This window comes from Bdellovibrio sp. HAGR004 (genome assembly GCF_055397015.1).
This window is the reverse complement of sequence record NZ_AP029176.1, coordinates 3,087,658-3,105,739: the sequence shown is the minus strand read 5'-3', so window position 1 is coordinate 3,105,739 and position 18,082 is coordinate 3,087,658. Positions and strand designations below refer to the sequence as shown.

Below are 18,082 nucleotides of genomic sequence, written 5' to 3'. Positions count from 1 at the left end.
CGAGTTCAGGGCGCTTATTGCTGGTACTCTTTCTCTTTGGAAATGTACACGCCCCACGGATTTTGTTCCGTGCGTGGGCCGGACTCAAAACCCAATTCCAAGCGTAAATCTCCAGCAGCTTTCAGCCCTTGAATGGAGGTGATTCGATCTCCCTCGATGACGGCAACGCTTTTCTTCAAATCCACACGGATTTCTACGGGGTAAGCTCGTTGTGCAACGATCTTATCCACGGAAAAGCGAATGACGTTTTGCATGGAGCCGTCAAAGGCTCGCTTGGTCGAAGACAGAATAAAGTCTCCTGCCTTTCCAACCTGGGCCGAAACTGTTTTCGGATTCCAGTTGTAGCGGTATTTCAAATACTCACGCAACGCTCGCTCGATCTCAACTTTAGGGTCGGGCTTCGGAGCTTCTTGGTAGTAAGAAGCATCCGGCGCAAGCGTTAAAACCGCCGTGGGTTTGATCGCTTGATAGAAGAGAAGCGTTACTAGCAGACCACAGATGAGGTATGCTGAAAACGCCGACATTTTCAAAAATTGATTCGAGTGAGAAAGTTCGGCAAGAGCTTTCGGTAATTTTCTAAGTTTTAGTTTTACGGATTCGTTCATAAATTCCTTTTTTTTTAGTAGCGGTACATATCCCGCTTACGTTTCTTCTCAGCTTGGTAATTCGCAATTTTATTTTTGGCATACCCATTCGCGCCGGAGTAAGCAGCTTTTCCTTTTGCAGCGAGCGACATTCCTTTAGTTGGAACCGCCGCCATTGCTGCCACAGCTTGCTGTCCGATTCCTGAAGACATGGCTTGTGCCCCTTGGCTTCCAAGGGATTTTACGAAAAGAGGAGTTGCGAGCATCGCAATCGCAATGACAAAATTCATCACGACGATGGTCACATAAGCACCTTCCGTCTTATACGCATCTCCAAAAGCCAGTGATGCGAGCATGGCTCCTAAGATCGCCCAGACAATTTTCCAACAAGCCACCTCGATCATTCCTCGAAAGAGATTGGCCGTAATGTTTCCCGTTGCCGGAAATAAATTGAACAGCAGCAAGAGCGGAGCCGACACCATGTAGAACACCCAAAAGAAGTGATACATGGCAATCATGAGGTAGCGGGCAATGAAAAGGATTAGGAAGCTCAAAAAAGTGAGTACTGCCATCAGAAGATCATTGAATCCGAGAAGGATACTCGCGCTTCCTGCTGGATAACTCTCGCTCTTCTCCTTTGCCATTTGAATCACGGCATCGAGCGTGTTCATGGAGTCAATCTTTTCTGCAATACCGTCGGCCACAAAGACAATGCTCTGACTGATCTCAGGGAAGGCAGCAAGAAGAAGTGTCGAAATCATTGCTCTTTTAAGTACATCAACAAAGTCAATGCTGCTTCCTGGTGAGCGTAGCCATGTGACCGCAATGGAAAGACAAAAGAATACGGGCAACATCAAGTAGTACATTCGCACGAACTCTTGGTGAAGATCGCGCATGAGAGAACCCATCAAATTAAAGTCTGGCATAGGCTAATCTCCCTTGAGGTTGCCGAGTTTGGTTTCTCTCGGAAGTTTGCCGAAGCCGTCAGATAGGCCGTCGTACTGCGCTCGGAATTGCGCCGATTGCAACTTTTCCTTTCGATTCTGAAGCGCCATGTTTTCGCCCATCGCTTTTAGCATCATCGAATTGGTACGAAGAACTTGCGTTGTGACTCCGATCAGAACCGCCATGCTCTGCGCGGTCAGTTTCGCGGCCCCTTGAGGGCTTACGTTCTGCGAGTGAGCAAAAATCCTTTTACTTTCCTCGTCGGCCTGGTCCGCGAATCGAAAGAGTGTTCCATTCATGGAAATACTTTCCGATGCGGATTGATCCTGCGCTTGCTGCAAGCGAATTTCTGCCGTCTGCGGGATCTTCCCATACAGATCGTCAATGATCCGTAGAACCTGATCGGCTGTCTCAAGATTCCCGTAGATTCCAGGGTTAAATCGCGGATTCATCATCTGCATAACCGTAAGACCGTCCTTGATCCCTCGGTTGATGTCTCGAAGCAATCCCAACGTGTCTCCACCCGTAGATAAGATTTTCTCAAGCTGTGCGAGTTGTTGAATCGCGTTTGCGAGAATCTGCATAAGTACCGCCACATCACCACCGAACAAATCCGCTTTCGCGGGTTTCGGAATGGTGATGGAGAGACACAAAAATCCCACGACAAGAATTTTCTTCAGCTTCTTCATGCTGCACTTCCTTTCACGGCTGCTTGAGCCACGCCGTTTGGATATACAAGTGCTGCTTTCTCAATCGCTTGAACCAAATCCAATCCCGAATCTCGAAGTGTTCCGAGATACGTGTTGTCCTGGGCATCGGAAGTCGATAACCAGTATTCAAATGGGCTTGGGTAGATTCGCACCACCTGGCGGTGATCTCCCTCGATCATAAAACCTTCGGAAAACTCACCTTTCTTCTGCCCAAGAGAGTGAATGAGGCCAAGTTCCTGATCATTGAGTTTCAGCGTTTCGCGCAGAATTTCCGAATCCCCACGTTGAAGCATGATGAACTTCGTAGCGGTGTTGTTGAGAATGGCTGGCCCGATAGGGCTTGCCACGATCTCCTCAACCCCTTGCGTGATAAATGTAATGCCCGAACCCGTTTTGCGAAGCGTTCTCGCACAATACTCCATGAAGGACGCCGCCGCGTTCGACTTCAGCAGTTCCCACGCCTCATCAAGAATGATCCGCTTCTTACTTGTTCGATCTCCCTCAACCTGAGTGAGAATGAAATCCGTCAGAATCAGAATCATCACGCTTTGCAGATCGGGATAAGCCGATAGCCCTTTCAGATCGAAGGTGCAGATCGAAGCATCCGTGCGAAGACTACCCATTCCGTCAAGAAGCCGGCCGTAGGGGCGTTCTCCCGTCCAGAGATAAAGCATCTTCGATACGGCCCGCATCGAATCTTCTTCGAACGCGGACAGATATCGGGCAAGATCGCTCAATGTAGGAACTTCCCCTTTGGCTCTGCGGCTCTTATAAAGCTCGATGATCGCTCGCTCTAAGAGAGCGCGATCGAGCTTCGGAAGTTTTGCTTTTTCATCCTCGCTGACCATGCTTTCCACGCAAGCGAGCAAAGACTTGATCTTCTGATTGCTCGGTTCCTGCGCTGGATCAGGAAGGTCGAACGGATTGATCCGGTATTGGTCAGATAGATTGATCTCAAGGTACTGACCTCCCAGAGACTCCGTGAGCTTCTTATACGATCCACCAATGTCGATGATGAATACGCGAAGTCCACGGGCCAGCTCTTGAAGCAGGATACAGTTGTTCAAGAATGACTTACCCGCACCTGATGATCCCGTGACTAACGAATTGTAGTTCGGCAAGCCTGGATCAAATGCGTTGAAGCTCACAAGACCGTTCAGGCGATTGCGAAAGAGAACCACCGGATCACGGTCGCCTTCACGTGGCCCGTAGACCGGAAGGAAATCCGCAAGATTGTTGGTTTTCATTTTCCGCGCTCGTTCCAAAGAGAGCGGAGCTGCGGGAAGATTGCCTTTTAGCACCTTCCACGCACCAACGCTTTCCTCCAAGCCTTCGGCCCCTTGCAGGGCACGAAATCGCGCCAAGACCTCGCGCACATCACGGTTCAGGCGTTTGGCACCCTCTGGGGTTGCCGGAGCCTTCAGCACGACGCTCAGTTGAACGGCGTAGATACGCTGGCCCGTGTTCAAAAGCTCCCGAATCAGCTCCTCGGTGGAAGAGAGCTTCGTTTCGCTCTCAAGATCACTGGCTTTGTTGCCCGAAGTGACGGCCATCGAGTGCGCCATCTTGCGCTTTTGATTCAGCTTCGCCATCTCGCTTGCCTGTGGCGGCACATCGAGCGACAAAATCAAGTCATAGTGAAACGGCAGACGTAAGAAATCCGCAATCATTCCGGCATAGGTGACTTCTGGCAGGGTTTTCAGAGTAATCACCCGATGGTAAAAGCCATCGAGAGTGATTTGCTCAAACCCCAAGACCAAATCGCCAAAGACCAGTTGCTCGCGTGGTGATTGCGTAGCCAGCCAATCCACTTCGAGAAGAACATCCTTTTCAATGTCGTTCTCATCGAAGGTTTTGACTAGAGGTGCGGGTTCACCAACGGATCGCTTGGGGTTCAAAAACTCATAGACATTCCCAAGAATCTCCTCGCGGGTTAGCTCGCGGCAAGAAAGGCCCAAGGATTCAAAACCAGAAACTAGCGTTTCGATGTTTTGCCCCAAGACTTCCAGCGTTTCCTCGTAGGCTTCTGCCGCCTTTTCCGAAAACAGGTCTTTCTTCTTGAAGATGCTAACAGTTTTAGCTTCTACCACCGGCACGCGCACATAGATGAACAGTTCCGGTCGGTACAGTTCACCATCATCCATAGCCTTCTTCAGTTTCTTCTCACGGTATTCCGCGATGGATTGAACGAGGGGATGGATGTTTTCAGTCTTCCCAGATGAGTGCGCTGTCAGTACATCAGAAAAATTCGATCTCACTCCAAGGACGAACTGTAAGCTCGTTCCTTCGGAGATTGAATTGAGAGCCGAACGAAGCCCCATCGTGAAGCTATTTGTTTCGGATTCATCGAAACACTCAACGTCAATCAATCCAACTTTGAGGCCGCCCACAAGGGAGCCATCAAAGAGGATCGCGTGGGCCTTCGGACCATCAATGAAGTCCCAATACGGCAGTTCTTCCGCAAGAGCGGCATCTTTTAGTTTCTTACTCATTTTTCTTTTCCCTTTTGAAGTAGCGGCGATAAAGCGTGTCGCCGCAACCAGCCGCAAAGTAGGCTGGACGGACATAGTGCTCGATTAGGTGTTGCAAAAAGTTGTCGGGCCTTCCGCGCTTCGCAAAGAAGAGGAACAACGCCAAGAAAAGCGTTGTTCCCCACACCATGAGATAGCGAAAGGACGTAGCCCCGAAAACAAGGTTCGTGACCGCGAGGTTCATAAAGATCAAAAGCAGATCAGATAGTTCGTATCCGAAAAGTTTTGATTTCATCTCCAACGCTCGCGGGACTCGGCTCGTTAGTAGTTCATCGTCCATTGTTCACCGTCCTTAGCGAACCGTTTGGGCGATGAAGTCCACGATGGCCTGTGCGCCGAAGCCGAACATACAGCCAAGCACCGCATAGATGATGTGCTGTTTGGCGTTCGGATTTCCGGTAAAGAACGAGATCGCGGCAATCGCAATCCCGATCACGGAAAGAAGCGGCAGGATCACTCCTGTCAGCTTCGACTTGATCCCGATGAGGCTTGATTCCAGACTCGCGTGTGCGAAGTCTGGAATCAGCATCATCGAAAAAACCATCAGGCCAAAGAGAATCAGATATTTTTCGTTTTTCATTTTAGCTCCTTTTGAAAAATCAAAGGAAAGCTCAAATGATCGCGCAGTTGGGTTCTCGAAAATCTACGCCGCCTGATCGAACGATTCAGGCTCCGGCAAATCATTTGCGTGGGCCGAAGGTTCGGGGTGGATGTTGACGTAGATAGGCTTGCTCAAAAGATCGAACTCAAGTTCGATAACGCCTTGGATAGAATCGACGGTGCCACTGCCGACGATGTTCCAGAAATATTTCGTGCGAGCCTTGGGACTCTTATTCGGCTCTCTGGTCATCACGAGATATTTGGAGGGATCGTTTTTGTGGGGAAGGATGTAGTATCGATCCCACGAAAACATCCACAGTCTGAGACTGAAAATATTTTGGCCGTCTTTGAGGTAGGCCATGCCCACGCTTTTTGTCTTTTTCAATTTTCCACTGATGTCTTTAATCGCTTGAAAGACCTGAAAGCGGAAATACTGGTTTGATTCGTTGCCATTTGTGGCAATAGTGTTCACTTGCTTTTCCATAGGAAAAACCTCTCTTTTATTAAAATTTTGTTTTCGTTTCTTTACGCGGCCAGTAGCCGCGCACTCATTTGATTCTTCAGAAACCCGTTACGCAGTTCTTTGATGGAGTTCTCAATAAGTTTGTTTGTCTCGTTCCACGAAAGGCCGAGAATTTTGGCAATGTCTTCGATCAATAGCCGCTCCCAGAATCGGAAGTAAATGGCTAAGATGCCTTCATCGCTCAAGGTCGGCATAAGTTCGTAGAGGAGTCGCAAATCCTTTTCTTTCTCAGGGCTTCTCTCGGGTAGAAGATCGGTTGCCTTTTTCAAGATCGTTTGTTTCATTCGTGCCCCCTCGTATGGGTGGGTTTTCGATCTCGAAACTCTAGGCGTTGCCAATCCTCAAACGTATATTCTTCCTTCTTACCCAGCTTCTGCCAGATGGCGGTTAGCCAGATGATGATTCCCTTCATCCGTTCCTCCCTTCGTGATCGAGGAATTTTCTTCCCCTTTCACTAATGGCGAAATGGCTGACACCCCTTTTAGCTGACGAGCCAGCTTGCGAAGAATTCGTTTCTTAAGCACATATATCGTTGATCTGGAAACTCGTAGCTCCTCGGCGATAAAACGCTCGCTTCGGCCTTCCCAGAAATTCATCTGGATAATTCTCTGCTGTTGAGGCGTAAGGAGCTTTAGGAGATCGGCTACAAAATCTTTTGCCTGATCATCCGCGCTCGATTGGGATAAGTCCCAACAGGTAATCTCCGCGTTTTCAGCAAGGTAATCGTATTCGTAAGGCTTTAGCTGTTGGTCAGACAAAGACCCTTCGAGAGAATTTAGATATTTCTCCCACGTTTCTTGATCCCAACTTTTAGATACTTCTTTGAGATCGTGGTCACTGACAGCGTGACCTTTTTCATTGAGCCAAGGCTTTTCCACATGAGCGGATGTTTGAGTCTCAATAGAGGCAATATGATTGATCGAATCCATTTTGGATTCCTTTCAGAAGTCCAGCCGATCAGATTCCTAAGTCTGATTTGGTTAAGGCCAACTTCACGGCTCCGCTTCCGTTGTGGTGGTCAGCGTCGCCTCTGCTACACATAGCCGCCCTTTTTAGGGTAGGCGCTCTCTTTAGTCTTTCACTTCTTCAACGACACGCTTTTCGATTTCGATTTTCGGACTCCATTTTCCGTTGTGGAATTTGATGGTTATACTTCCGAACTCGACTCCAAAAATCTCTGAGATCGCATTCAAAGCCTCCGATAGGCGCTTCTTCTTCGCATGGACTGCATCTTTTGACGATGCCACCGTGTTCTTGTTTTCCATTTTAACGTCCTCCCTGTTTCTGGAAATGACCTGATAATTCCAACGCTCGACGGTGAGCTTGCTCGATTTTTTCTTGTTCCATCGGTGGGACAAAAAGTGCGGTCCAAACCATTCGGAAAATTCTCGATATCACCAGAACGACCGCACGAAAAATTGCCGCCATTCTGCGCGGGACAGTTTCTCGACTCTGCTTTATGAATTTCATATAGTTTCCTTTCGGAGCTGATAATTCAGCTCTCGAAAGTATTCATATCAATGCCTGTGCCGAAACATCGAAGCAGAGTGACTTGGCCTAAGTAGCTGTTATCTATGAAAACTTTTAGATTCTACTTTTTGACGTATTGCTAATCAAATCAACGCGACTGCAAAACCTTGCAGAGGATGCGCGTAAACACCTGAAATCTAATGCATTGAGCGCACTGCAATTTTTAGGAGTGGCTACAGAATGTTGGCGGAAGTTTCCTGCTTTTGGGAAAGCGGAATGACTATCTCGATACAGGTGCCACTAACTCCATCTGAATTGATGGTCAGTCGTCCTCCGACGCCATCAAGCGTGTTTATGGCATGATAAAGGCCAAGCCCACTGCCATTCGCTTTTCCAAAAGTCTTTCCTTTCGCACCAAGCGTGGGAATTAGGTCCGGCGGGATTCCAACACCCGTATCTACAACGAAGAGGCGCACAGATTCCGTATCGCAGGACAGTTCCACTCGAATAAGTCCTTCGGATTTTATAGCCTCTGCGGAGTTATCGAGGATGTTCGACAAAATTCTGTTCAGTTCTCTTGAGTCCATAGCACAACTAAGATTTTGAGCTTCCGGCGAGACACGAGGATCGAAAGCAAGTCCGGTGCGATCTCGATATTGAATTTTCTTTTCCTCAATGGCGGCAATAACAATTTCTGAAATTCGATTTGGGATCTCACTTTTCGGAAGTCCGTTCTCTTCTGGCATTGTGACGGATTTTGAACGATTCAAGTCATTCGCAATATCGTTGATCCTCGTAATCGCACTTTGAATTAGCGCCTTTTTATCGGCTGGCAGGACAAGTGATTTGATGGTGTTATTCAGGGCTGCAAGTGGCGAGCGAATATCGTGTTTAACTTGCCTTGCCAATTCGCCCGAAGCCCGCGTTTCCGCATTCACTTCTGCCGCGTCCATGTGATAATTGATCTTTTCCCGAAGGTACGAAAACTCAGCAAGATAAATTGGCGTTTCTTGTGATGGGCGGCGCTCGCATTCGAGTATGATGGTCTTCAAGTCACGCTTGATAATTCGACTAGCAAACAACAAAATGCCCAAAACGAGAAGTGCTAGGGCCGAGTTTCCTACGGCCGCAAATTGAATTTTTTGACGAAGAGATTGGTAGATGTCCGAGTTGTCAAAGTAGAGCGTTACCGTCGCGGCGCTAACACTTTGCGCTTCGTCGTAAAATACTTCGTCCTTCACGGAGTAGAGGCCCGCTTGCCTTTCGGAATCCAACTCACAGTTAGTAACAGGAACATCTTTTGCCGTGATCGTTACACAAGCAACTTGAGAGTTCTGGATTATGCTTTGTGCTCGAAGTCGCGCTTCAACAAAACTGCCTTGAATCAGTGGTGCTCTCAAAGTCTGAACGGCAAGCTTGGAAACTACATTTTGGTGATCTTTGCGAGCGGCCTTCGCCTCTTCAAAATCACGATAAATCTGAATCGTCGTGGCAACGCCAGAGAAAATGATGACCACTAGGAATGCAACGATTCCAAAAAATTGGCCAAATCTGATTTTCTTAGGAAGGGCCTTCACGGAGTCCAACCTTATTTCGTGTACTTCACATTAATAAGCCGTGGCGTATATCTAAAGCCGATATTCTCTTCAGTAAGACCCGAGCGAGATACGGCATACATCGGCACCTTCCAGCCTGGGACCATTCGCTTCTGCTCAACAATCTTTTTATTAAACGAACGGAACAGGTCACTCCTCTTCGACCAGTCTTGTTCCACACGAGCTTGCAAATAGATTGGCCGTAAATCGCCGAGGTATTCCACGAAATCCACCCCTAGGAGCTGATTCAAAAGCGGCAAAAATCCCTCAGGATCGTTAAAGCCTCCTGCCCACGCCGCCATGACCACATCAGGCTTTTTCGAGCTGATAGTGCCAATATCAATAGGCTTAATGTTGATAACATTCACTTCGAGGCCATAGCTATCCGCTAAAATTTTTACCTCGTCACCCTCAAAGACAAAATCAAAAGCACCGACTACTACGACAGATAGAGTTTCTTTCTTCATCGATTTCTCGATTTCTGGCTTCTCGAACTTCACACGCTCGGGAAGGTAGCCTGAAATTCCTACTGGCACGATTCCGGTGGCTCGCTGGAATTTTAGATTTTTGGTTTTTATGCCTACGAGTTCATCCAAAAAGGCCATCATGCGTGACTTCATTTCGGCAGAGCCATAATGTTTTCCAGTGGGATGCCACCAGAGCGAAGTCTGAACGAAACTCGTTTGCTCCTTTGATTGAATGAGCGACTTTTTCTCTTGTGAGAGTTTCGTCAGCTCTTCAAAAATCGGCTGGCTTGCCATTGGAACATAGTCAGGAATTTCTTTGCCGACACTCAAGGTAGCGTCATCAGCAAAGTACACTAACTCCCACTTAGGAATTGTGACGTGGGCGGCTTTTGAGTGTCTATCGTTCTTGACGAAATACCATTTGCCTTCTGATTTTAATAACCGATATGGGCCAGAGCCGATGTAAGGCTCGATAGATTTAGAATCAAAAGTCCAACCATCAGGGACGATTCCAAGATGATCCCGCGAAAGCGCCTTCAAAATGGCAACATTCGCTTCCGATAGAATCATGGTGACTTCGTAAGGCGCAGTCTCCTTCACTTCTTTGATCGATTTCAGGAAATTGCTAGATTGTGTTTTTTCCGCAATGTGGCGATTGATGCTATATTTTACGTCTTTGGCCCGAATCGGATTTCCGTTTGAAAAGTGCTGTCCCTTTTCGATGAAGAAAACAATAGTCTTACCATCTTGCGAAACGCTCCATCTTTCGGCGATCCCGCGAGTCATATTTCCGAAGCGGTCGGCATCGACTAGCGGCTCTAAAATTTGAGCGAGTAAAACGTGTTCAGCAAACTGGTTAATTTTTATGATGTCGCGAGGAAACGATTGCGGCACATAGCCCAGCTTGGGAACCACGCCCGCATTTGCATTTTGTAAATTCATAAAAGCTCCCAGAAAGGTAATCATTACTTTTAATTTGAAAGAGGAGTTCAACCTAAGCATACAACCCTCCGATGTTTTTGCTCAACTTCAGTTCGCGTTTCAATGGCGCGAACAAGTTGTCTGGCAAAATCGGTAAGTTCAAAGTCTTGGAACGAATCAATCGTATCGAAAATAAGCTGTTGATGCCGTTCGTAGGGAAGGCCCGCCTGCTTTTCAAATTCCACCATTCTAAAAAGAGCATACAGTGAATGTAATCGACCAATAGGAGGTCGAACGATCCCTTGAAATGGCGCATGAACCAAGCTGTAGTCTGCGTTTTCTTCCACCAGACGATCCAGCAAATTGATTAGAAATAGCTCCTGATGGGCCATTTCGTGGACGATGGAAACGGCCAAATTTTTATAATCTAGGCGATCCATGCTCTCCCCGAAAAATATGCACCCAAATGCATGGGGACTCGAAGCCGAACGAAAGGACACATTTTCTACTAGAAGATACGAAGAAATCCATTTCTCAAGGTGTTGCCAAGTCTGCTTCGCGTGTTGTCCTATGAAACTTTCTGCATAGTGAACTTGTTCCTTGCGCCATGACGACAGCGAAACCGGAACAGCTTGCGGGAATATACTTTTCGAGAGACGCAACAAGGTTTCCCTTTGATCGGCGTCGGTTGTCTGCATATTCAAAAATCGGCCTGATCTCGGAAGGGTTGGAAGCGCATGCGAACCGACGCCATAAGATTGGAGTGTTAGCTCCATCATCGGAGAGCGCGAATCGTAGCCACCGTTTCCAATTCTCTTAGTTAGGCCCCCTTTAAAAAGAGGGCCTATAAGATCAAAGATCCAATCGCCCTTTTCGATAAGTACGAGGGTTTTATCCTTCAAACTCATTGCTGAACGATGTCCGCTCTTGCAGCAGAAAATTGAGCGTTATCGAAGATCGAAACGTCAATCTGATTTTGCTCATCGACTTTCACGGCCAAAAATTCGCCAGTAGTAGGCTGGAACTCTTTTACGAGAAAATCGTAATCAAGTGTCAACTTATCTGCCAATTCACGGGAAAGAACGTAGTAATGCCCACGCTCCATCGTTTTCTGAACTTCGGTTACTTGGCCGAACGCTGGTTGTACCAAAGCGATAGCAAGAGCTATCACCATTTTTCTAGCTTTCATTTTTTCCCCCTCTGTTTGGGTTTACGTTTGTTGTTTTGACGCCGAAACTATTTCGCAACAGCTTTCGACGCGACTTGCTTTCCTTCTTCCATTCTTAAAACTAATCTTCGATAGTTCATCGTATTGTGGTTCATTCCCAACAAAGCGGCTGCTGCACCTTTTTTGTTGTCGGTGAGGTCCATCGCTCGCTGCAACAGAATGCGCTCTTGCTCTTCGACACGACGAACGAAGTCTTCGTGTTTTATGATTTCACCTCTAGCAAGAATGGCCTCTATGTCATTTCCAGATGAGTCTCCGATGTCTTCGGCGAAAGCCTGTGGAGTTATTCGCACATCAGACATAACAAATGCCTTCTTTACCACGGCCTCCAGATCGCGCACATTTCCCGGCCACGAGTGGCTTTTGAGTTTTCGTAGCGCGCTGTCAGAGATCGGTTTTTTGAGTCCGGTTTTCTCTTCCATCTGGTTGATAAAGTAACGGACCAGAGGTTCAATATCCTCTGGTCGCTCTCTCAATGGAGCAACTTCAATGGTGAGGTACTTGAGCCTGTAGTAAAGGTCTTGGCGAAACGTACCATGCTCTGCGGCCTCGCGTAGATTCCTATGGGTAGCAGCAACGACCCGAAAATCAATTTTTCGCGGTGACAGCGACCCAACTGGCTGGATCGTTTTTTCTTGAAGCGCACGAAGAATTTTAACCTGAAGATCAAGTGGCATATCGCCAATTTCATCCAAGAAGATTGTACCGCCATCAGCGTGTTCAAAAAGTCCGATTTTTTTGTTCATTGCTCCCGTAAAAGCACCTCGCTCGTGACCAAAGAGTTCACTTTCGAGCAGGTCTTTTCCAAAGGCTGCACAGTTGATTGCAACGAACTTTTTGTGTTTGCGGCTTGAGTTTTCGTGAACTGCTTTCGCAATCCCTTCTTTTCCTACTCCGGATTCTCCAAGTATTAGTACAGGCTCATCAAATGCCGCGAATTTTGAAATCATGTCAGCGACCTGGCAAAGCTCACGCGAGCTTCCAACCATCTTTAAAGTGCAGCGAATACGTTGCTGTCTTTCGAGGTCGTTACGCGCATCAGTCTCTTCATCAACTTTGGGTAACATCGAAATCACGACTGCAATTAAATTTGATGGATCAAGGCCTTTGCGAATGAACTTCTCGGCTCCCGCAGCAAGGCACTTATTTACAATTTCCTGGTCCTCAACTCCTGAAACCATGACGATGCGAACTTCAGGCTGAATCTTCTTTAGCAGAACGGCAACCTCGTCACCATCCATTCCCGATCCATCTTTGTTTTTCATTTCAAAATCAAGGAGTACGGCAGAAAAACGATTCGGTTGTTCACGAAACAACGCAACTCCAATTTCACCTGAAGCCGCCGTTTCCACCTCGATGTCGGCGTCGTCGAAGAGCATCTTAATAGACATTAAGACGAGAGGATCATTGTCGATTGCTAAAATGGACTGCTTCATAAAAACTCCTGATCCGAATGTTCGGTCATAGGGGTCTTTAGCAAGGATGAAGCCAATCTTGTTTATCAAGCCATATAGCTTCTATTTAGCTTATATTGTGGTCTCCCTCGTCTAACGAGGCCATTCGAATATCGAGAAGCGATGCGCGATCAAGCGGTCTTCTGGTTCATTTTTCTCTTCGCAAATTCTTTCGGCGTCAAGTTGCCAATCGATGTGTGCGGTCGCCATTCATTATAATCGATGCGCCATTTTTCGATTTCGTTTCTCGCGTGTTGCAGCGAACTAAATGCGTTCACATCCAAACACTCATCACGAAATCTTCGGTTAAACGCTTCGATGTGTCCGTTTTCTGTCGGCTTTCCAGGACGAATAAAATGTATTTTCACCTCTTTCATATATGCCCATTGCTCCATTGCGTTCGATGTAAACTCGGATCCATTGTCGACGCAAATCACTTCGGGATATCCACGTTCACTCGCTACGTGATTGAGGACGTCGATGACGCGTTTGGATTGCAGCGAATAATCGACCTCGATCGCAAGTGATTCACGACTCAACTTATCAACCAAATTTAGCGTCCGAATTTTTCTTCCGCACGCCAACTGGTCATGCATAAAATCCATCGTCCAAACTTCGTTCAATTTTTTCGGTGTTGGCGGTGGAACACGAAGCTGAGCGATGATCTTGCGGCGACGTTTTGGCTTCGTACGAACAAATAACGTTTCCTCCTTATAGATTCGGTGAATTCTGCTTCTCGCATCCTTCCAACCCTCACGACGAAGTAAGATCCAAAGACGCTCGTACCCATACCGAGGCCTTGCGTGAGCAAGCTCAATCAATCGCGCGCGCACGGGCCGATCCTCACGCGGATGCGGATCATAGTAGTAAGTACTCCGCCGAAGATTTAAAAGCCTGCACACTCGGCGCTCGCTCACGCGAAAGCGCTCAACCAAAAAGTGGCCGAGCGATCTTCGCTTGGCAGGCTTTAAAGCTTTTTTGCGATGACCTCTTGAAGCATCTGCTTGTCGAGCATCAGATCTGCAACGAGACGTTTTAATCTCGAGAGCTCTTCTTCTTGGCTCTTAAGCTTTCGAAGTTCTGGAACACCAAGCCCCGCAAACTTCTTCTTCCATGCGTAAAACGTCGCTTCCGTGATTCCGATTGAACGAGAAATTTCTTTCGCGTTCTCTCCGGCCTCGTTGCGTCTGAGCGCGTGGATGATTTGTTCTTCAGAAAATTTCGATCGTTTCATAGGTCCTCCTCTTTCTTCGATTCGAGGACCACTTGTCACGCCGCTTCTCGGATTTCGTTTGGCTTAGTTATGTCGAGGGAGACCAATTGCTGTTTGACGGAACTTAAGTTGATTCCCCCAATTGCGAAGCTCCCGAGCTACGAGTTTCCGTAGCTCGCGATGATAAATATAAATGGTTGAGCATAAGGTATTGAAAAATAAGGCATTTGGAGATGGAGCAATGTAAATCTTGTATTCCAAAATTTCGTAGAAATTCGTCTTAATTTACAGACAACTATTGGTAACTACGAGCGAAAACGGTCATCTGCAAATTCTTGGAACTCATGTAGATATATCCCGTCGGCATATATTTTTTTCATGGTGAAATATGCTGATTCGGACATTTTGATACCAGTAGAAAGCCACCGGAACGGGGAATTGAAAAGTGAACTTAACAATAGATGGAGCCACCAGCCGGAGAGAAGCTGGCGGCCCCGAGAAAGATACTAACGATAATTGCTGGTGAGATCGTCGAGATTGTAATTGCTTGCGCGAAATTCAAGATCAATACATCGCCCTTGCATCGGAAAATCCAGAATTTCGCCCTTCGGAGCAACATGCCAAAGATCTTTCGTAATACAGAGTTGCGCTCCACCGTTGGCTTTTTTAAGAAGGCCGCCAACATAGAAGTTCAACTTATTTGAGCTTGTTCGCTCCCAATAACTGTCTTCCACGACGTAGTGTTTGAGTTGGTAGTTGGGATCTGTCATGTCCACTCCGATGATGAGCAAATGGAAGTCGCCATTTTTGTGCAGAAAGAGCTGCAAACCATTGACGTAAAATGATCCGGCTTGAAATTGTTGGCCTTGCATAAGTTGAAGCGAACTCATCTTGATACTTTCAAGCTCACTTCTTGATGCGAACGCTGAAAAGTTCCCAAGCTGGTTTTCTGCTTTCGGGCAAACCTCACGATAAGATTTTGTTCCAGACGAAGTTGACCAAACCATCGCGCCTTTTACCGTCATTCCAGCAACACCGGAAGTAACGACATCACGGAGAAAGGTTGCAGTTGCTTTCACGCGGCCTTCTTCCATACGAGCATTGATCTTCAATAAATCGCCCAAGATAAGCGTGTGGTTGTCGATGGTCCAATATCCAGAAACGATTCTCGCTTTATTGCGTTTGTGCGTGTAGCCATTCGCGGTGTAGCTTTCGATTTCCTTTTCCTTATACTGCGCAACGAACTTGCGATCCGGCGTAAGTACGACTCGTACTTCCGCCAAGAGATCATTTCCTCTATCCGATTTTCCAACCATTGTATCTTCGGTCAAAAGATACTTAAAGTAGATGCCAGATTTGTCTCCACAGGTTCCTTGCTCGGTATACATCATTTTATTGAAATCGAATTTATCCTGCGGAACATAGTCGTGCTGCTGACTCGGCACAGGCGACGGATTACTCCTATTTGTAGACTGCGAATGTCCCATTGATTTTTCGGAGCAAGCCATAAGGCTCACGCTCAACAACATTAAAAACGTAACGATTGCTTTTTTCATTTCACACCTCTTAGTGATTTTTGTTTCGGCCGTTGCCAATCAACGACTTTCGATGACTGCTTATTTCAATGAGCGGGCCAGGCAACGATAACTGGAAGAAACCCGATCTAACTGCCGATAAATACAGAACGTTTTTTTGTTTTAGGGAATTTCGTTATTCTTTTTCAGGGGCGGAGGCGTTTACGAATTTTTGTAGGGGAAAAGGCGAATCACTAGGCGTCACATAGACTTAACCGACCTACGGAATTTTGGATGCTCTACGAAAGATCGGACCCATCTTTAACAAACGGGAAAAGGAGATAGATAGTTCTTGAGATTACCAACGAGCTAAGAAAGCGGACTTCGTTCTTGGTCGTTCTAATTGTAAGTAGATATACATCAAACAGAGTCGTTTCTTATGAAGAAGACTCAATTTTTGTTAGACGAGATATATGCCGACCACCATCAAAGGGAGTTATGAGCCACGCGTCTACGATTTCGAGCAATTGATCTTCGGGAATAATTCGTTGACCTAACGCCAGCGCATTCGAGTCATTGTGCATCCGCGCAAGCTTCGCTAACTGTACGTTCAAGCAAAGACAGCATCGAACTCCTCTGAATCGGTTAGCGGCCATAGCCTCGCCATTTCCTGATCCCCCGAGAACGATAGCTCTATCTACCTTTTGATCCCGCAGTGCTTTTGCGGCAGGAATCACAAAATCAGGATAATCACATTGAGCTTCTGAATCTGTTCCGAAATCAAGGACTTCATAACTCTTACGAGCCAGGTGTGCTTTAACGAGTCCCTTATACCTAAAACCAGCATGGTCTGAAGCGACGGCAATTTTCATCTATATATCTATCTCGGCTATTCGCACATGGAAGTGTCGTGCTCTTGGCAGACTGCGATTTCCAGCGCCGATCTTGTTTCGGGTAACTTCTTTGCAAGATCCCTAAGCGCTGTTCTTAAACCCTCCTCTACAACGGGATGGTAGAAAGGGAGGCGTAGCACTTCTCCGACGGTCATTTTTTGAGAGATCACCCACGCTAGTGAGTGTGCGATATGCTCACCTGAAGGAGCGAAGAGTTCAGCACCCAATAAGCGGTTGGTTTTCTTATCACCATATACTCGAAGATGACCTTTTTCGCTGAGCATGACGATGGATCGGCCTTGCCCTTCAAAGCTGACCTCGCCATATTCAAAATCTATTTTCTCCATGATAAGATCACTGTATCGTTTTCCGACTGTGGCTATGTTTGGAGATGAGAACGCGATTCCCAACCAGGTTCTTCTTTTGTACTCTTCTACTTTTTCCTGACAGGCATTGTATCCAGCAATCGCACCATCGTCCGCCGACTCATGCAAAATTGCTTTTGAGCCGTCAACATCACCGGCTATAAAGATGTTATCCGCATCGCGTAGTTGGCAGCTTTTTTCGTTAAAGTAGGGGATGCCTCGGTCATCAAGATCGAGTGCGAGATTTTCTAATCCAAGGTTGGACAAATTAGGTTTTCTGCCTACAGAAACCAGAGCTTTTTCTACAAGATATTCTTTCTCGGCGGTTCGGATCATCAGCTTTTGATCTTTACGCGCGAGATTTTGAACACCTGAAAAATCAATATCTATTTCTTGGCCTAACTTCTGCGAAGTGTATTCAATAAGCTTCGGATCGCTTAATCCCGCAATTGCACGACCCTGAGAAATTCCGATGACTACTACCCCCAGCCGATGCAAAGCCTGCCCGAGTTCTATCCCGATAACACCTAACCCAATAACCCCGATAGATTGAGGAAGTTTTTGAAGTTCAAAAAAAGAGTTCGTATCAATGAAAAAGTCAGAAAACTCCTGCCAAGGTTTTGGAATTATCGGACTTGATCCCGTCGCTATAATTATCTTCTTCGCTTTGATTTTCTCGCCGTCGACATCAACGACATTCCTATCGACGAACCGAGCTCTCTTACCGATGAAATGCTTTTCTTTCCACTCATCCATGCCGCCGAGTACTGATTTAACGAAGCGGTCGCGGAGTTTTCGAGTGTGAATCATCAATTTTTCAGAATCTACCTTTAACGATTCTGCTCCTGTGATGCCCAGTTCTCGGAACGAATTTCTTCGATGGAAATCATTAGCAACCTGAATGAATGCTTTTGAAGGCATGCATCCGACCCGAGCACAGGTCGTTCCTAGAATTCCGTCATCAATGACCACATAGTTTTGCGTGTATTTCGAAACAACTTTCCTCGCAGATAAGCCAGCGGTACCTGCTCCAATAATTGCTACATCGTAATTTTTCATTTTGATCCCT

The 18,082-nt window shown here is 46.8% G+C and carries 19 protein-coding genes; all 19 read right to left on the bottom strand.

Features of this window, described 5'->3' with window-relative positions:
* Positions 1-14 precede the first annotated feature (14 nt).
* Complete coding sequence (locus ACZ5ZV_RS15490; protein WP_464118094.1) at positions 15-605, bottom strand: hypothetical protein; 591 nt, start codon at positions 603-605, stop codon at positions 15-17.
* Positions 606-619: 14 nt separating this feature from the next.
* Positions 620-1,510, bottom strand: a complete 891-nt coding sequence (locus tag ACZ5ZV_RS15485; protein WP_464118093.1) for a hypothetical protein — start codon at positions 1,508-1,510, stop codon at positions 620-622.
* A 3-nt stretch (positions 1,511-1,513) separates the two neighbouring features.
* The gene (locus tag ACZ5ZV_RS15480; RefSeq protein ID WP_464118092.1) at positions 1,514-2,218 is read right to left on the bottom strand and encodes a hypothetical protein; all 705 of its coding nucleotides are present in this window, start codon (positions 2,216-2,218) and stop codon (positions 1,514-1,516) included.
* Positions 2,215-4,731, bottom strand: coding sequence for a TraG/VirB4 family ATPase (locus ACZ5ZV_RS15475; RefSeq protein ID WP_464118091.1), 2,517 nt, complete (start codon positions 4,729-4,731; stop codon positions 2,215-2,217). The genes ACZ5ZV_RS15480 and ACZ5ZV_RS15475 overlap by 4 nt, the downstream gene beginning before the upstream one ends.
* Positions 4,724-5,050 carry a hypothetical protein gene (locus ACZ5ZV_RS15470; RefSeq protein ID WP_464118090.1) on the bottom strand — a complete coding sequence of 109 codons (327 nt, stop codon included), beginning with the start codon at positions 5,048-5,050 and terminating at the stop codon, positions 4,724-4,726. Before ACZ5ZV_RS15470 ends, ACZ5ZV_RS15475 begins: the two co-directional genes overlap by 8 nt.
* 12 nt (positions 5,051-5,062) lie before the next feature.
* A complete protein-coding gene (locus tag ACZ5ZV_RS15465; protein WP_464118089.1) occupies positions 5,063-5,350 on the bottom strand; it encodes a TrbC/VirB2 family protein in 288 nt (95 codons plus the stop codon).
* Positions 5,351-5,413: 63 nt separating this feature from the next.
* Complete coding sequence (locus ACZ5ZV_RS15460; RefSeq protein ID WP_464118088.1) at positions 5,414-5,854, bottom strand: hypothetical protein; 441 nt, start codon at positions 5,852-5,854, stop codon at positions 5,414-5,416.
* A gap of 41 nt (positions 5,855-5,895) precedes the next feature.
* Complete coding sequence (locus ACZ5ZV_RS15455) at positions 5,896-6,177, bottom strand: hypothetical protein (protein ID WP_464118087.1); 282 nt, start codon at positions 6,175-6,177, stop codon at positions 5,896-5,898.
* Positions 6,178-6,255: 78 nt separating this feature from the next.
* On the bottom strand, positions 6,256-6,822 hold the full coding sequence (locus ACZ5ZV_RS15450) for a sigma-70 family RNA polymerase sigma factor (RefSeq protein WP_464118086.1): 567 nt from the start codon (positions 6,820-6,822) through the stop codon (positions 6,256-6,258).
* A gap of 141 nt (positions 6,823-6,963) precedes the next feature.
* Positions 6,964-7,158 carry a hypothetical protein gene (locus ACZ5ZV_RS15445; RefSeq protein WP_464118084.1) on the bottom strand — a complete coding sequence of 65 codons (195 nt, stop codon included), beginning with the start codon at positions 7,156-7,158 and terminating at the stop codon, positions 6,964-6,966.
* A 438-nt stretch (positions 7,159-7,596) separates the two neighbouring features.
* The gene (locus tag ACZ5ZV_RS15440; protein WP_464118083.1) at positions 7,597-8,940 is read right to left on the bottom strand and encodes a sensor histidine kinase; all 1,344 of its coding nucleotides are present in this window, start codon (positions 8,938-8,940) and stop codon (positions 7,597-7,599) included.
* Between the two features lie 11 nt (positions 8,941-8,951).
* Entirely contained in the window at positions 8,952-10,427 is a 1,476-nt protein-coding gene (locus tag ACZ5ZV_RS15435; RefSeq protein WP_464118082.1) for an ABC transporter substrate-binding protein, read from the bottom strand.
* Positions 10,415-11,254: an aKG-HExxH-type peptide beta-hydroxylase gene (locus ACZ5ZV_RS15430; protein WP_464118081.1), complete on the bottom strand. Its 840-nt coding sequence runs from the start codon at positions 11,252-11,254 to the stop codon at positions 10,415-10,417. Before ACZ5ZV_RS15430 ends, ACZ5ZV_RS15435 begins: the two co-directional genes overlap by 13 nt.
* Positions 11,251-11,535: a hypothetical protein gene (locus ACZ5ZV_RS15425; protein ID WP_464118080.1), complete on the bottom strand. Its 285-nt coding sequence runs from the start codon at positions 11,533-11,535 to the stop codon at positions 11,251-11,253. Before ACZ5ZV_RS15425 ends, ACZ5ZV_RS15430 begins: the two co-directional genes overlap by 4 nt.
* A gap of 47 nt (positions 11,536-11,582) precedes the next feature.
* Positions 11,583-13,010, bottom strand: coding sequence for a sigma-54-dependent transcriptional regulator (locus tag ACZ5ZV_RS15420; RefSeq protein WP_464118079.1), 1,428 nt, complete (start codon positions 13,008-13,010; stop codon positions 11,583-11,585).
* Positions 13,011-13,159: 149 nt separating this feature from the next.
* Positions 13,160-14,262, bottom strand: a protein-coding gene (locus tag ACZ5ZV_RS15415) for an IS3 family transposase (protein ID WP_464118078.1) whose coding sequence is annotated in 2 segments (ribosomal slippage) — positions 13,160-14,007 and positions 14,007-14,262 — 1,104 coding nt in all. Because the reading frame shifts where the segments join, the coding sequence is not laid out codon by codon here.
* Positions 14,263-14,747: 485 nt separating this feature from the next.
* Entirely contained in the window at positions 14,748-15,797 is a 1,050-nt protein-coding gene (locus ACZ5ZV_RS15410) for a hypothetical protein (protein WP_464118077.1), read from the bottom strand.
* Positions 15,798-16,192: 395 nt separating this feature from the next.
* Positions 16,193-16,627, bottom strand: a complete 435-nt coding sequence (rpiB, locus tag ACZ5ZV_RS15405; RefSeq protein WP_464118076.1) for a ribose 5-phosphate isomerase B — start codon at positions 16,625-16,627, stop codon at positions 16,193-16,195.
* 17 nt (positions 16,628-16,644) lie between these two features.
* On the bottom strand, positions 16,645-18,072 hold the full coding sequence (locus ACZ5ZV_RS15400; protein WP_464118075.1) for a dihydrolipoyl dehydrogenase: 1,428 nt from the start codon (positions 18,070-18,072) through the stop codon (positions 16,645-16,647).
* Positions 18,073-18,082: the final 10 nt, after the last annotated feature.